Raw genomic sequence first — 15354 nt, forward strand, 5'->3', positions numbered from 1 at the left:
TTTAATTACCGGCTGAGAGATTAGAGTAGATTGCTGAGCTGTTTTGACAAAGAAGATTTAAAATTAAAAGGAGGCTTATTTAATGAGTAAAGTTGAAGATTTAAAAAGAGTTGAGGAAACTGGGATTGTTGCTGTTGTTAGAGCAGAGAATGCAGAAAAAGCATTAAAAATTACTGAAGCTGTAAAAAAAGGTGGAATTGAAGCCATTGAGATTACAATGACTGTTCCTGGAGCTGTTGATGTAATTAAGCAGTTGACTGATGAGTACAGTAAAGATGAAATCTTAATTGGTGCAGGATCTGTTTTAGATGCAGAAACTGCTCGTGCCTGCATTCTAGCTGGAGCTGAGTATATTGTTTCTCCTTCTTTAGATGAAGAAACAATTGCTATGTGTAATCGCTATCAGAAAGCTGTTATGCCTGGTGCAATGAGTGTAACTGAGGTTGTTAAAGCAATGAAATATGGTGCAGATATTGTTAAGATTTTCCCTGCGACCTTATTTGGCCCCAAGATTATTAAAGCTGTTAAAGGACCTTTACCACAGGCACCTCTAATGCCTACTGGTGGAGTTAGCCTTGATAATGTTAAAGATTGGATCAAAGCTGGAAGTTTAGCTGTTGGTGTTGGTAGTTCTTTAAGTAAGGGTGCCAAGACTGGTGACTATGAACAGGTAACAGAAACTGCTAAAGAATTTATTAGGTTGATTAAGGAAGCCAGAGCAGAAATGAATTAAATTTTTAATTCAAAATCATTTTTAAGAATAACTATCATTCATCTCTCAGCTAACTCAGCTTACCTTCCCGATCAGCACCTCGTGTGCTGCGGTCAGCTCAAGACATCGTGTCTTTCGAGCTGAGTTAGCGGAGATATTCATTAAGTTATTCTAGAAAAAATTATAATTCATAAAAATTTAATATCATTTCTTTTAGGTGAGAACGCTGAGTTAATTTGATTTCATACAGATAAAGTTCTTAATTTATGAGATTTAAGACCATTTCTTTTAGTTAAGAAGATTGGCTGAAGTGTTCTCAGATTTGTGAGCAGATTAGCCAGCTGAATGGTCCGTTTTACTGTCAGAAGTAAATTTAATTGAGACTTGTTCATTCTGATATTTCTAAGTTTTATTAAATAAGGCTTAGTATTAAATTGTTATTTACTTAAATTGATTTTAATTTAAAACAAAAATTAACAGGAGGTTTTTATTTTATGTCTAAGAAAGTTGTTACATTTGGAGAGATTATGTTGCGTTTGACTCCACCGGATCATGAACGTTTTGTTCAGGCTGACACATTTAATGTTATTTATGGTGGTGGGGAAGCAAATACTGCAGTATCTCTAGCCAATTATGGCCTGGATGCTCGTTTTGTAACTAAGTTACCTGATAATCCACTGGGACAGGCTGCTTTAAATGAAGTTCGTCGTTTTGGAGTTGATACTGATTATATTGCCCGTGGTGGAGACCGTTTAGGAATTTATTACTGTGAGAATGGTGCAAGTCAGAGACCATCTAATGTAGTTTACGATAGAGCTCATTCTGCAATTGCTGAAGCTGAAAGTGCAGATTTTGACTGGGAAGAAATTTTTGCTGATGTAGACTGGTTCCACTATACTGGAATTACTCCAGCTTTAAGTGAGAAGATGTCAGATGTTACTTTAGAAGCTGTTAAAGCTGCTAAAAAGCATGGTGTAAAAGTAAGCTGTGACTTAAACTACCGCGCTAAGCTCTGGAGCAAGGAAAGAGCTGGTCAGGTAATGGAAGGTTTAATGGAATATACTGATGTTGTAATTGCTAATGAAGAAGATGCCGAAATGGTATTTGATATTAAGAGTGGTTCTGATATTACCAGTGGTGACTTAAATGTTGAAGGTTACAAAGATGTTGCAAAGCAGTTAATTGACCGCTTTGACTTAGAATTAGTAGGAAGTCACTTAAGAATCAGCCACAGTGCTTCTCGTAATGGCTGGTTAGTTATTCTCTTTGATGGAGAAAATTTTGTTCAGTCAACTAAATATGATATCACAATTATTGACCGGGTTGGTGGAGGAGACTCCTTTGCTGGTGGCTTAATTTATTCTCTGGTAACCGGTAAAGAGCTTCAGGAAGCTGCTGAGTTTGGTGCTGCTGCTTCTGCTCTAAAGCAGTCAATACCTGGTGACTTTAACCATGTAAGTGTTAAAGAAGTAGAAACTCTAGCTGGAGGAAATGCTTCCGGAAGAGTTAAGAGATAAGTAGTTAATAATTCTATTTCAATAAAGGGCTGCAGCTTTAAGCTGTGGCCTTTTTTTCAATTTTAGCATTAAAGGCAAATTTTTATTTTTTTAGGAGGAATTTCAAATGATTGATCTTGTTACTATTGGAGAGACAATGGCGGCAATGGCACCAAATGAGGTAGGTTCCTTAAAGTATTTGAATAATTTTTCTAAGTATATAGCAGGAGCAGAATCTAATGTTGCAATTGGGGTTAAGCGGCTCGGTTTTAATTCAGGTTGGATCAGTAAACTGGGGAAGGATCCGCTTGGTGATTATGTAGAGTTTTTTGTCCGCGGTGAAGGAGTAGATGTCTCTCAGGTAAGAAGAGATGAAGAACATAGAACTGGATTGTTGATTAAAGAAATGCATACAACCAAAGAACCGAAAGTTTTTTATTATCGTGATAATTCTGCTGCCAGTCATCTGGCTCAGGAGGATATAAATGAAGAATATATTAAAAATGCTAAACATCTGCATTTAACAGGTATTACACCTGCTTTAAGTCAGAGTGCTCAGGGAGCATTTTTTGAAGCTTTAAGGGTGGCTCGAGAAAATGATCTGAAAATTTCTTTTGATCCTAACTTAAGATTAAAATTATGGGATTCTATAGAGGAAATGAGAGAGGTAATGTTAAAAATTATTCCTCAGGTTAATGTTCTGCTGCCAGGAGTTGAAGAAGGAAAAATTCTACTTGGCCTTTCTGAACCGGAAGCAATTATCAAGGGGTTTTATGAGATGATGGAGCCGGGATCTTTAATTGTCTTAAAAATTGGTGCCAGAGGTGCTTTATATTATCAGGGAGACCAGATTGAACAGGTTGAGCCTTACTGTGTGGATAATATTGTGGATTTGATTGGAGCCGGAGATGCTTTTGCAGCGGGATTAATTACCGGTCTTTTAAGGGAACTGCCAATTAGAGAAGCAGTTGAGCTTGCTAATTTAGTGGGTGCCCTGTGTATTACTGTTAAAGGTGATATAGAAGGACTTCCCACCTGGGAACAGGTTGAGGTTTATCAGGGGAAAAAGGAAGAAATTCATCGATAGTAAAAAGAAATTAAGACTTAATAACTATTATAAAGTCCCCTTTGGAGTTTGAATTTATATTACAAGAAAGAATATAAATTTGTTCTAAAGGGGCTATTATTGGAGCATATTTTTTACCGTTTAATTATTCAAATATTTCTAAAAATGAAATAAATTTGTTAAATATATAATCCTACCTATAAATTACAGTTAGCACTTTTTAAATTAGCTAACTGTTTTTCTGTTTATACCCCTTCAGCGATAATCGGTAAATTTATATTATGAAATCCGCTTCTATTAAAAGGGGATTTCATTGTAATCGAGAATAAAAGTAAATAAGAGGAAATTTTTTGATAGATATTTAAAAATGAGTAATATCGTAATTAAAAACTGGAGGAAAAATTTATGGAGGTAGATTATAAAGAGATTGAAAATATAAATTTACTAGATCTTGGGGATCATGCTGTTTTATTTTATGAAGGAAATGAGGAACTTTTATCTGCTATTCATGCTTTTATAAAAGGAAGTTTGAAAAATAATGAAAAATGTATTTATATTGATGAAAAAGCTAACCAAAAGAAAATTTTAGCTGAATTAAATAATTCTATCGGAAATATAGATGATTTATTAAAATCTGGACAGCTGCAGCTTTTTGTTTTAGAAAAATTATATGGTAATCCAGATGATTTTAGTGCTGATGATATGATTTCTTTAATTGAAACAAATGTAAAGTTAGCTAAAAAAGAAGGGTATAAAGGTCTAAGTATTACTGGCGAATTAAAAGGAGTTATCGATTTTAATGGTGGTAAAGAAGAAATAATTAAATATGAATGGAAGCTTCATGATCAAATTTTTGAAAAATATCCAGTTAGAGCACTCTGTAGATATAATATTAACTTTTTTGATAATCAAACTATTAAAGCTGCAGTTGAACTTCATGACTATATAATCTGGCAGGGTATGCTGCATGAAAATCCCTACTATATTAATCCTGAAGGATACAAACAGCAGAGGGTAGAAGAATATGAAATAAAAAGTTGGCTTAAAAATATACAGCAATATCAAAAAAAAGAAACCATGTATAAAAAAGAAATAAACAAAAGTCAGCAGAAATATTTTGAACTTTATAATGAGGCTCCAATTGGAATTATAAAAACAAATTCTAAGGGTCAGATAATCGAAGCAAATAAAAAAATGATGGAAATGGGCGGTTTTGATAGTATTCAGGAAGTTCTGAATAATTATGCTGATTTAGGAGAAATAATTTATTATAAACCTGATAAGAGAAAAGAATTTTTAATGAAATTAAATAAAAATGGTGAAATTAAAAATTTTGAATTTAGAGCTAGAAAAAAAGATGGAAAAATTATCTGGTTAAATATGAGTTCTAAAATTATCGAAAGAAAAGATAATGGGGATTTTATTATCGAAAGCTTTGTTTTTAATATCAGCGAGAAAAAAGAATATGAAATTTCTTTAAAAGAGAAAAAAGAAGAACTTGCAGCTTACAATCAGCAGCTGCAGGCTTATAATGAAGAGACTACTGCAATAAATGAGGAGCTGGAAGAATCTTTTACTGAACTTGAAAAACTTAATGAGCGTTTTGAAAATATGGTTTCTCTGGTTTCTGATATAGATAATTTGAATACAATCTCGGAAGCTGAGTTTTTAAGTAAAATTTTACAGCAGGCAGTAGAGATTATTTATGAAGCTGATTATGGCAGTGTTTATACTTTTGGGGAAAATCATGTAAATTTTATTGACTGTGTAGGTTATGATTTAAAATTATTAAAAAATAGTGAAATTCCTAATCAAGCTTTTTATAATCATGAGGCACCAATAGAGATTATTGATATTGAAGAAGTAAAAAAACGGAATAAAAAATATATGCGCAGTGATAAATTTAAAGAATTAACTGAGATTAGTTTAAATAAGCATAAAGAGATTATGTATTTTAATTTAATAATTAATGGAGAAAAAAAGGCGGGTATAAGTTTAGACATTAAAAATAGTAGTGATAAAAGCTTTACTAATAGTTCTAAAAAATTATTTTCTGCTTTTTATAATATTGCTTCTTCATTCTATAAACTTAAGGAATATAATAATCTCCAGGATGACTTTACTAAAGAGTTGATTTCTGCAACTGTTAAGATGCTGGAGATGTATGATTTATATACCAGGGGTCACTCCGAAAATGTAGCCGAGCTGGCAGTAGAAATTGCAGAAGCCATGGAGCTTGAACAAAAAAGAATTGATGATATATACTGGGCGGGTTTAGTGCATGATCTTGGTAAAATGCTTATTCCTTTAGAAATATTAAATAAAGAAGGAAAATTAAGCAAAAGTGAATATGAAATAATTAAAGAACATCCTGTTTTAGGAAGTAATGTCCTGGAAAGTTCCAATTCATTAAAACAGATAGCTAAATTTGTGCGTCATCATCATGAACGCTGGGATGGTCGTGGTTATCCTGATGGTTTAAAAAAAGATGAGATTCCACTTGAATCCCTGATTCTCTGTGCAGCAGATTCCTGGGATGCAATGCGTTCTAAAAGAACTTATAGAGATCCCTTAAGTTTTAACGAGGCTTTGACAGAAATTAAAAAAAATAGAGCCAGCCAATTTTCACCGAAAGTAGTAGATGTCTTATTAGAAGTTTTAAAAAATTAAATCCAAAATATGAATAATGACATTAGCCTTATCATAAAAGCTTTAATTAGATTTCCTGTTTGCCAAAAACACTTATTTAGCAACAAAAGCAATTTATAAATGTTAAATTTTATGCTATAATAAATGTCTAGACATTTATTATAGCACATTTAATATAAATGCAACAAAATTTTAAGGAGGTTTTTATTTTGAGTAAATCCGACATGACGGTAATTAAACGGGATGAGAGAGAAGTAGCATACAGTCGGGATAAGATCACCAAGGCAATCTACAGAGCCATGATCGAATCAGGTGAAGATGCAGATAAAGATGATGCAGAACAGGTAGCCTTAGATGTAGAATCAGATTTGATAACAGAATTTTACAATCAGGATCGAGTTCCCAGGGTCGAAGAAATTCAAGACTTAGTGGAAGAAAAATTAATGAAGGCTGCTTATATTACAACAGCAAAGTCATATATTTTATACCGAAATAAAAGACAGCAGTCCAGATTGCAGAGAAAAAAAGAAAGGGAAAATCCACTTTTAACTAATGATTTTTTAAGTAAATACAAGCACCAGCCCAATCCTTTTCCAACTGAGCTGGGAGAATTTATTTATTATAGAACATACTCCCGCTGGTTAGAAGAAGAACAGCGTCGGGAATACTGGTGGGAAACAGTAAAAAGAGCTGTGGAATACAACTGCTCACTGGCTCCTACAACTAAAAAAGAAGCAGAAAAATTATATGATAATGTCTATAATTTGAGAAACTTCTTAGCTGGAAGAACACTCTGGACAGCAAGTACGGAATCCAGCAAAAAATACGGTATGTCAAATTATAACTGTTCCTTTACGGTAATTGATAGTTTTAAAGCCTATCAGGATTTATTTTATCTGCTAATGATCGGATCAGGTGTAGGCTTTCGTGTCCTGCCGCGTGATGTAGAGAAACTGCCAAAAATTAGAACAGATATTGAAGTTATTCATAAATATTATGAGCCGGTAGAAAAGGATGAACGAAGAGAATACACTGACTTTGATTTTGATGAAGATGATGTAGTAACAGTTAATGTTGGTGACTCCAAAGAAGGCTGGATTCAGTCTTTAGAGTATTATTTTAAATTCTTAGTCGATCATGCCTATCGGCCTTTAAAAAGGATCATTTTTAATTATGATTCTGTGCGTCCAAAAGGGGAAAAGCTAAAAACTTTTGGAGGAACGGCTTCCGGACATCAGAGTTTAAAGCGAATGTTTACTAAAATCGATAAATTATTAAGTGAAAAACCAGACCGTGCTCTGGATGATATTAAGCGGGTTAAATTAAAGCCAATTGACGCAATGGATGTGGCAAATATAATTGCCGAAAATGTTGTATCTGGTGGAGTTAGACGTTCATCTCAGATCTGTCTTTTCAGTGAAGATGATAAAGAAATTGCTCAGGCCAAGAACAATTTATATGTTAAAGAAGATGACGAATGGGTAATTAATAAAGAAATATCTCACCGTCAGATGAGCAATAATAGTATTTTTTACGAAGACAAACCTACTAAAGAACAGTTAAACTGGCATGTTAAACAGATGCGCTTTAGTGGAGAACCTGGATTTATTAATGCTGTAGAAGGAAGCCGCCGCCGTGATAACTTTAAAGGAGTTAATCCCTGTGCAGAGATTCTTTTAGATTCCAGAGGGGTCTGTAACTTAACTTCCTTAAATGTAATGGCTTTTGTTGATGAAGAAGGTAATTTAGATAAAGATTCGATGTTTGAAGCTCAAAAATTATCTGCGAGATCTGGTTACCGAATGGCCTTAATTGAATTTGAATTACCAGAATGGGATCAAATTAATAAACGAGATAGATTAATCGGTACTTCCTTAACCGGCTGGCAGGATATGAAAAATGCTGCTGATTTAAATGAAGCTCAGGAAGCTGAGTTGTTAGAAGAACTGAGTCAGGTTGCTCATCAGGCTGCTCAGGAAATTGCAAAAGAGGTAGGAGATAACGAGCCCAAGCTGATTACTACTGTTAAGCCAGAGGGGACTCAGACTCAAATGCCTACAGTTTCCAGTGGACTGCATTATTCTCACAGTGCCTATTATGTGCGCCGGGTAAGAATTTCTGCTTCTGATCCGCTGGCCCGGGTCTGTGAAGAACTCGATTATCCGATCTATCCAGAAGTTGGCCAGGATCCAGATGATCCGGAAACACTGGTTGTAGAATTCCCTGTTAAAGCTCCCGAAGGAGAGGTTAAGGGAGATGTAGATGCAATAGATCAGCTGGAAACATATAAGATGTTTATGGAAAATTATGTTGATCACAATGCTTCTATTACTGTTCATGTTAAAGATGACGAATGGGAAGATGTAGAAGAATGGTTATGGGAAAATTGGAATAGTGTAGTTGGAATTTCCTTTATTTCCTATAGTGATAACTTCTATGATTTAATGCCCTACGAAGAAATTACAGAAGAAGAGTATACTCAGCGGGTTGAAGAGATGGAAAGATTTAATCCTTCTCTGGTCTCCAAGTATGAAACTGAGTACTTAGAAAGAGAAATTGATGATGCTTCCTGTGAAACAGGAGCCTGCCCGGTAAGATAAGGTGCCCGTACCGGGTACGGAACCAATTAATGGTAAAATAACTCTGATAAATAAAAACACCCTTAAAGGCTTAATTAATCAGCCGGTAAGGGTGTTTTTTTATAAAATATTTATTTTTTGATTTTAAATACTGCTTTTTATTTTAAGAATTTAGATACAAAAGGAGATGATTTATCTTTGACCAGATCCGGCTTCTTCCACAAGTTCTCTTGCTACTTTTGCCATAATAGTATAACCTCCAATTAAATTGATTTTTAATAGTTACCATTATTAATAGTATTATAATTTTAGGTAGAGATCCCTACCTGAATAAGAAAATAATTTTGAACATTTATAAAATTTAAAAAATAATACCTATTATATAAATCAAATTGTTGTCAGTCTTATTTTATTAGTCAGTATTTTTATGATAGAATATTTAAATAGTGAGATATGCGGCTAAAATTAAATTTATAGATCAGCTCAGATTGAATTTAATCAATGCTACCTGAGTAAAACAAATTAAATTAGTTTGATTGGAGGGTTAATATGGCACTTAAATCAAAATCAAGTCGAATGGGGGAAGAGCCGATAATTAAATTACTTTTCAAATTATCTGCTCCTGCAATTGCAGGGATGCTCATTCAGGCTCTGTATAATATAGTAGATAGTATTTATGTGGGCCGTTTAAGTACAGATGCTTTATCTGCTTTATCAATCTCTTTTCCGGTGCAGATGTTTTTAATTGCGGTCGGAGTTGGAACCGGAGTCGGTACCAGTTCTTTGATCTCCAGGCTGTTAGGAAAGGGAGATAAGTGTAGGGCAAATAATGTGGCAGAACATGTCTTTTTTATTGCAATTATTTATGGAATTTTAGGTGGATTGCTGGGCATATTTTTTTCAGAAAATATAATCAGATTATTTACTAATGATCCAGTTTTAATAGATTTAGGTTATCAGTATATAAATATAATCTTAACTGGATCGATTGCCATCTTTATCCCTGCAACTTTTAACTATATTCTGCGGGGAGAGGGGAATACTTTTTTACCGATGCTGACAATGATGATCGGAGCAGTCTTAAATATGATTATTGATCCCTTTTTAATTTTTGGCCTGGGACCATTTCCCCAGCTCGGTGTAGCCGGTGCTGCTTATGCAACTGTATTTTCGCGTTTCATTGGCGGTATATTTATTGTTTTTGTTTTATTTAGTGATAAAAATGAGTTAACATTAAAATTAGAGGATTTTAAATTTGACTTTCAAATTATAAAAGAAATTTATAATGTGGGTATTCCGGCGATGGCCAACCGGCTGCTGTTTAGCGTTTCAATTGTTTTTATCAATTTAATTTTAGGAGCCTTTTCTTCAACTGCAATAGCAGTCATGGGTTTAATTTTTAGAATGCAGTCTTTCTTTTTAATGATGGTCTTTGGCCTAACCCAGGGATATTTGCCGATAGTTGGCTATAATTACGGCCACAATAATCCTGAGCGGATGAAAAAAACCATTCTGGTTGGTAATGCAGCTGCCTTAAGTTTTGGGGTATTTGGTTTTATAGTTTTTCAGCTATTTCCGGGGGCTATAATCAGATTATTCAACAGTGATCCACAACTTTTAAATATTGGAATCAGAGCTTTAAGGAGAGTCAGTTTATCTTACTTTTTTATGGTCTTAAATATTATTGGAGTCGCAACTTTTCAGGCTGTAGGTAAGGGAATGCCCAGTTTTGCGATAACATTTTTGCGTCAGGCGATACTTTTGGTTCCCGGAATGTATCTTTTAGGAGAGTTTTTTGGATTGGATGCTGTCTGGCTTTCCTTTCCGATTGCAGAAACGGTGTCTTTTGTAATTATGATTATCTGGCTGATAGCTACAATTAAAAGTTCAATGGCCAGGATGAGAGAAGCAGTTTAAAGCTTAATTGATTGATAAGAAGATAAGCCCCCTATTTTTTAGGGATAGAAGGAGGAATAAAATGTCGACAGCCATTAAAATTAGAGAAATTAATAAAAGTTATGGTGAGTTACAGGCGTTAGATGATATAAATTTAGATATTCAAAAAGGTGAGTTTTTTGGTCTGTTAGGTCCAAATGGGGCCGGAAAAAGTACTTTAATTGGAATCCTGGGTGGTCTGGTCCATAAGGATTCGGGTGAGGTTACTGTACTAGGTAATGATATTATAACTGATTATAGGAAAACTAAAAAATCTCTGGGAATTGTGCCTCAGGAGATTACATTTGATCCCTATTTTACTGTGCGAGAAACACTGGAGATTCACTCTGGCTATTTTGGGATTAAAGATAATGGTGATAAAATTGATGAACTGCTGAATGCCTTAAGCCTTGATGATAAAGCAGAAATCGGGCCGCGACAGCTGTCAGGTGGAATGAGAAGAAGGCTCTTGATTGCTAAAGCTCTGGTCCATGATCCAGAAATAATTGTTTTAGATGAGCCAACTGCCGGGGTTGATGTAGAGTTAAGAAACAGCCTCTGGGAGTATGTGATTCAGTTAAATCAGCAGGGGAAGACAATTATTTTAACCACTCATTATTTAGAAGAAGCGGAAGCTCTCTGTGACCGGATTGCAATTATGAACAAGGGCAAGATAGTTAAGGTTGACAGCAAGGAAAATCTGATTAATTCGATTGATAAAAAGGTGATTAGTGTTAAATTTGCTGCCCCAGTAAAAGGATTTGAGAAAGAATTAGTAGAAATTGATTTTGAAATAAGTGATGATCAAAGACAGATCAAAATAGAATCTGCAAAAAAGAATTTGAATAAAATTCTCAAAAAAATAAATGATTTAAACTTAGATATTATCGATATGGACATTGAAAGTGCAAAACTGGAAGATGTCTTTATTAAGCTGACTAACTTAGGGGATGATGACAATTAATACAATTACTTTTTTGAGTCTGGTTAAAAGAGAGGTTTCGAGATTTTCTAAGGTGGCCATTCAGACGATATTTGCCCCTTTGATTTCAACAGGGTTATATTTAATTATCTTTTCCTATTCTTTTCAGAATCGAGAGGTTGCAGGATATGGAATTCCCTATATAAATTTTATTGTTCCCGGCTTGATTATGATGAGTTTAATTCAGAATTCATTTGCCAATACGTCCTCCTCTCTAATTGGTGCTAAGTATAATGGGATTATCATTGACTTTTTGCTGGCCCCATTTTCTCATATTGAACTAACTTTAGGTTTTATGATCGGAGGAATGGTCCGGGGAATGCTGGTTGGTAGTGTGACTTATTTAGTAGCTACTTTCTTTTATGGGGGAGCTGTTGCCCATCCATTTTTAGCAGTATTTTTTGCGATTTTAGTTTCTTCCATCTTCTCCCTTTTTGGAATAATTGCCGGTTTGTGGGCGGAAAAGTTTGATCATGTTTCAATTTTTTCCAACTTTTTTATTACCCCGCTGACTTTTTTAAGTGGAGTTTTTTATTCTGTTAAAGGGCTGCCCGGAATCTGGAGTGAGGTATCTTTATTCAATCCTGTTTTTTATATGGTAGATGCTGTTCGTTACTCTTTTGTCGGCCAATCCGATATTGCACCTGCTTTTTCAGCTTTGGTCATTGGAAGTCTAGTTGTTATTTTGCTGGTAATAGTTACTTATTTATTTAAAATTGGATATAAGGTTAAGAGTTAAATATCTAGATAATTTTATTACTAAAATGTAAAATAAAGTAAAAAAATATTTGATTGATTACAAATTTAATTGGAGGTTAAAATTATGGCCTGGATGGGAAAAATTCTTGGCGGTACAGTTGGTTGGTCTTTTGGTGGTCCTTTAGGAGCAGTAATTGGAGCTGCTATTGGGAATCACTTTGATCAGAGTGGTTCCAGTAATTCTAATGGTAATCAATTTGGAGCTGGACAGAGAGGTAATTTAAATCAGCAGGAAGAAAAACAGACAATCTTTTTTACCAGTATTTTTTCGATGCTGGCAAAATTTGCTCAGGCTGACGGAACAGTCAGCAGATCAGAGATTAAAACTATTGACCGTTTTATAAAAAATGAACTCAAGCTGCAGGGAGAAGCTCGCAGGCTGGCAATTAGTATTTTTGATGAAGCCAAAAGAAAAAATAATAGTTTTGAAGAATATGCACAGCAGTTTTATGATAACTTTAAAAATGAACAGACTCTAGTTTTAGGGATGTTTGATCTGCTGCTGAAAGTTGCGGTGGCAGACAATGATTTCCACCATAAAGAAGAGCAGTACATAAAAAAGGCTAAAAAAATATTTAAGATAAATGACAGTCAGTACGAGAGCATCAGATCTCAGTATCTAGATACAAATGACCTGGAGAAGTATTATAAGATTTTAGAATGTTCTCCTGAAGCAGATTTTAAAGAAGTTAAGCGCCAGTATCGCAAGAAAGCTAAGGATTTTCATCCTGATAATGTAATTGGTAAAGGACTGCCGGAAGAATTTGTGGATTTTGCTGAACAGGAATTCAAAAAAATAAATAATGCTTATGAGACAATTAAGGCAGAGCGAAGTGCTTAAAATCAATTAACTTTTAGGTAATAATTATAATTTAGGGGGAGATGCTAAATGAAAATTGTGATGATTGAGCCAATCAATATTTCGATGATGAAGATTGAAGAATACAGGCAGAGATTTGAGGCTGCGGGACATCAACTGATTGCCTATTCCAAACGTGCAGAAGATAATGAGGAAATGATAAAAAGAATTAAAGATGCTGAGATTTTGATTATTGCTAATCAGTCCTTACCCGCAGAAGTTATCAATGCAGCTGAAAAACTGAAGATGATTTCGGTTGCCTTTACCGGTTTTGATCATATTGATATGGATGCCTGCCGGAAAAATGATGTTTTGGTTGCCAATGCTTCTGGTTATGCCAATCAGGCTGTGGCTGAACTGGTCTTTGGACTGACAATTGACTTAATGCGGAAGATTAAGGATTCTGATCAGGCAGTAAGAGCAGGAGAAACCAGAGCAGGTCTAATTGGAAACGAACTTGCTGGCAAAAATTTTGGGATAGTTGGTTTTGGTTCAATCGGCCAGAAAACCGCCCGGATTGCAGATGCTTTTGGCTGCAATATTTTAGTTGATAATCATAAAAAACATCAAAACGAAGAAGAACTTGAAGTGGAATATCTGGAACTAGATGAGCTGATGCAGAAAAGTGATATTGTGAGTCTGCATGTCCCACTTAAAGAAGCAACAGAAAATTTAATTGATGCCGAAAAAATTAAGCTGATGAAAAAGAGTGCAATTTTAATTAATACAGCCCGCGGTCCTGTAGTTGACAGTCAGGCGCTGGCTGAGGCTTTAAATAGGGAAGAAATTGCCGGAGCAGGTATCGATGTTTTTGAGATGGAACCGCCGATTCCTGGAGATCATCCGCTTTTAAATGCCAAAAATACTATTTTAACACCTCATACAGCCTTTGCAACAGAGGAAGCATTTATAAAAAGAGCTGAGATAGTGTTCAACAATATTGAAAAATGGTTGGCTGGAAAGCCGCAAAATATAGTAAGTTAAACTAATTGTAGCTTCTAAAAATTTTTGAGAAAGGTGGTATCTCTAAAATGAATTTAAAAGAAAAAGCAAAAGAACTACTTTATGATTTTAAGGGAGATGAATATGCTCTGGGTGTTGGAATTTTAAATAAAGTAGGTGAATATGCTAAAGAATATGGGGATAATGTTTTATTAATCTCCAATGACACTTATCGGGAGACAGCTGTTAGAGAGATTCAGAAATCCCTTAAGGAAAACAAGATAAAAATAGCGGGGAATAGAGTTTTTCCGGGCTCAAATCCAAATGCTCCCCGGGAAGATGTCTATCGACTGGCTGGATATATCCATACTTTTGAACCTGACTGTATAATTGTTATTGGGGGAGGAAGTACAATCGATGCAGTTAAAGCTGCAAATGTACTGGCTTCACTTGGCCATTATAGTCCTCATATTGATAAATACTTTGGAACGGATATGGTAACAGAAGCCTTAGAGCACAGTAAAGAACATTTAATCCCAACTATAGCGGTTCAGACTGCATCGAGTTCTGGTGCTCATCTGACAAAGTATTCGAATGTAACAGATGTAGTCAGCGGTCAGAAGAAATTAATAGTAGATGATGCTGTTATTCCTAAAAAATCTGTTTTTGACTATGAAGTGACAAAGACAATGCCCTTAAAAGTAACAGTTGATGGTGCGTTTGATGGTCTGGCCCACTGTCTGGAAGTTTTTTATGGGATTGATGCTCAAAATTATAACTTAGAAAAAGAAATTGCTTCTACAGCAGTAGAACTGATAGTTAAAAATACTCCAAAAGTAATTGGTGATCTGCAGGATACGGAAGCCCGTGAAGCACTGGGATTGGCAACAGATTTAGGTGCTTATTCGATTATGGTAGGTGGGACTAATGGCGGCCATTTGACTAGTTTTTCTTTAGTAGATGTCAGCAGTCACGGTCGGGCCTGTGGAATAATGAATATTTATTATACAGTCTTTTTTGCCCCGGCAATTGAACCACAATTAAAAGTTTTAGGAGATATATTTATTAGAAATGGTTTTCTGGATGCTGATCTTAATGATTTAAGTGGTCGTCAATTAGGAGAAGCAGTGGCCAGAGCTATGATTAATTTTGCTGAGGAGATTAACTTTCCCACCAAATTATCTGAACTGGATGGATTTACTGATCAACATATTGAAAGAGCTTTAGAGGCTGCTAAAGATCCGCAGTTAGAGATGAAATTAAAGAATATGCCGATTCCGCTTAATGCCTCAATGGTCGATGAATATATGGCTCCAATACTTGAGGCTGCAAAAACTGGGGACTTAAGTCTGATCAAAAATATAGAAGCTTAAAA

Annotated in this window: 11 protein-coding genes; all 11 read left to right on the forward strand. The window is 34.9% G+C overall.

The features are described 5' to 3' along the window. Positions 1-82 precede the first annotated feature (82 nt). On the forward strand, positions 83-733 hold the full coding sequence (locus C7958_RS11050) for a bifunctional 2-keto-4-hydroxyglutarate aldolase/2-keto-3-deoxy-6-phosphogluconate aldolase (RefSeq protein WP_111572739.1): 651 nt from the start codon (positions 83-85) through the stop codon (positions 731-733). A 473-nt stretch (positions 734-1206) separates the two neighbouring features. Continuing rightward, positions 1207-2229, forward strand: coding sequence for a sugar kinase (locus C7958_RS11055; RefSeq protein ID WP_111572740.1), 1023 nt, complete (start codon positions 1207-1209; stop codon positions 2227-2229). A 106-nt stretch (positions 2230-2335) separates the two neighbouring features. Beyond that, a complete protein-coding gene (locus C7958_RS11060; protein ID WP_111572741.1) occupies positions 2336-3295 on the forward strand; it encodes a sugar kinase in 960 nt (319 codons plus the stop codon). Positions 3296-3679: 384 nt separating this feature from the next. Next, positions 3680-5944 carry an HD domain-containing phosphohydrolase gene (locus C7958_RS11065; protein ID WP_111572742.1) on the forward strand — a complete coding sequence of 755 codons (2265 nt, stop codon included), beginning with the start codon at positions 3680-3682 and terminating at the stop codon, positions 5942-5944. Positions 5945-6132: 188 nt separating this feature from the next. After that, positions 6133-8523 (forward strand): ribonucleoside-triphosphate reductase, adenosylcobalamin-dependent, encoded by a 2391-nt coding sequence (gene nrdJ, locus C7958_RS11070; RefSeq protein ID WP_111572743.1) that lies wholly within the window; start codon positions 6133-6135, stop codon positions 8521-8523. A gap of 528 nt (positions 8524-9051) precedes the next feature. Next, positions 9052-10419: an MATE family efflux transporter gene (locus C7958_RS11075; RefSeq protein WP_111572744.1), complete on the forward strand. Its 1368-nt coding sequence runs from the start codon at positions 9052-9054 to the stop codon at positions 10417-10419. 61 nt (positions 10420-10480) lie between these two features. Further along, on the forward strand, positions 10481-11401 hold the full coding sequence (locus tag C7958_RS11080) for an ABC transporter ATP-binding protein (RefSeq protein ID WP_111572745.1): 921 nt from the start codon (positions 10481-10483) through the stop codon (positions 11399-11401). Then, positions 11391-12158, forward strand: coding sequence for an ABC transporter permease (locus C7958_RS11085; protein ID WP_243834331.1), 768 nt, complete (start codon positions 11391-11393; stop codon positions 12156-12158). The genes C7958_RS11080 and C7958_RS11085 overlap by 11 nt, the downstream gene beginning before the upstream one ends. A gap of 84 nt (positions 12159-12242) precedes the next feature. After that, a complete protein-coding gene (gene djlA, locus C7958_RS11090) occupies positions 12243-13019 on the forward strand; it encodes a co-chaperone DjlA (RefSeq protein ID WP_111572747.1) in 777 nt (258 codons plus the stop codon). Positions 13020-13067: 48 nt separating this feature from the next. Next, the gene (locus C7958_RS11095; protein ID WP_111572748.1) at positions 13068-14021 is read left to right on the forward strand and encodes a 2-hydroxyacid dehydrogenase; all 954 of its coding nucleotides are present in this window, start codon (positions 13068-13070) and stop codon (positions 14019-14021) included. A gap of 47 nt (positions 14022-14068) precedes the next feature. Beyond that, positions 14069-15352 carry an iron-containing alcohol dehydrogenase gene (locus C7958_RS11100; RefSeq protein WP_111572749.1) on the forward strand — a complete coding sequence of 428 codons (1284 nt, stop codon included), beginning with the start codon at positions 14069-14071 and terminating at the stop codon, positions 15350-15352. Positions 15353-15354 lie beyond the last annotated feature (2 nt).

Origin of the sequence: Halanaerobium saccharolyticum, from assembly GCF_003259895.1 — a bacterium.
Lineage (GTDB): Bacteria > Bacillota > Halanaerobiia > Halanaerobiales > Halanaerobiaceae > Halanaerobium > Halanaerobium saccharolyticum_A.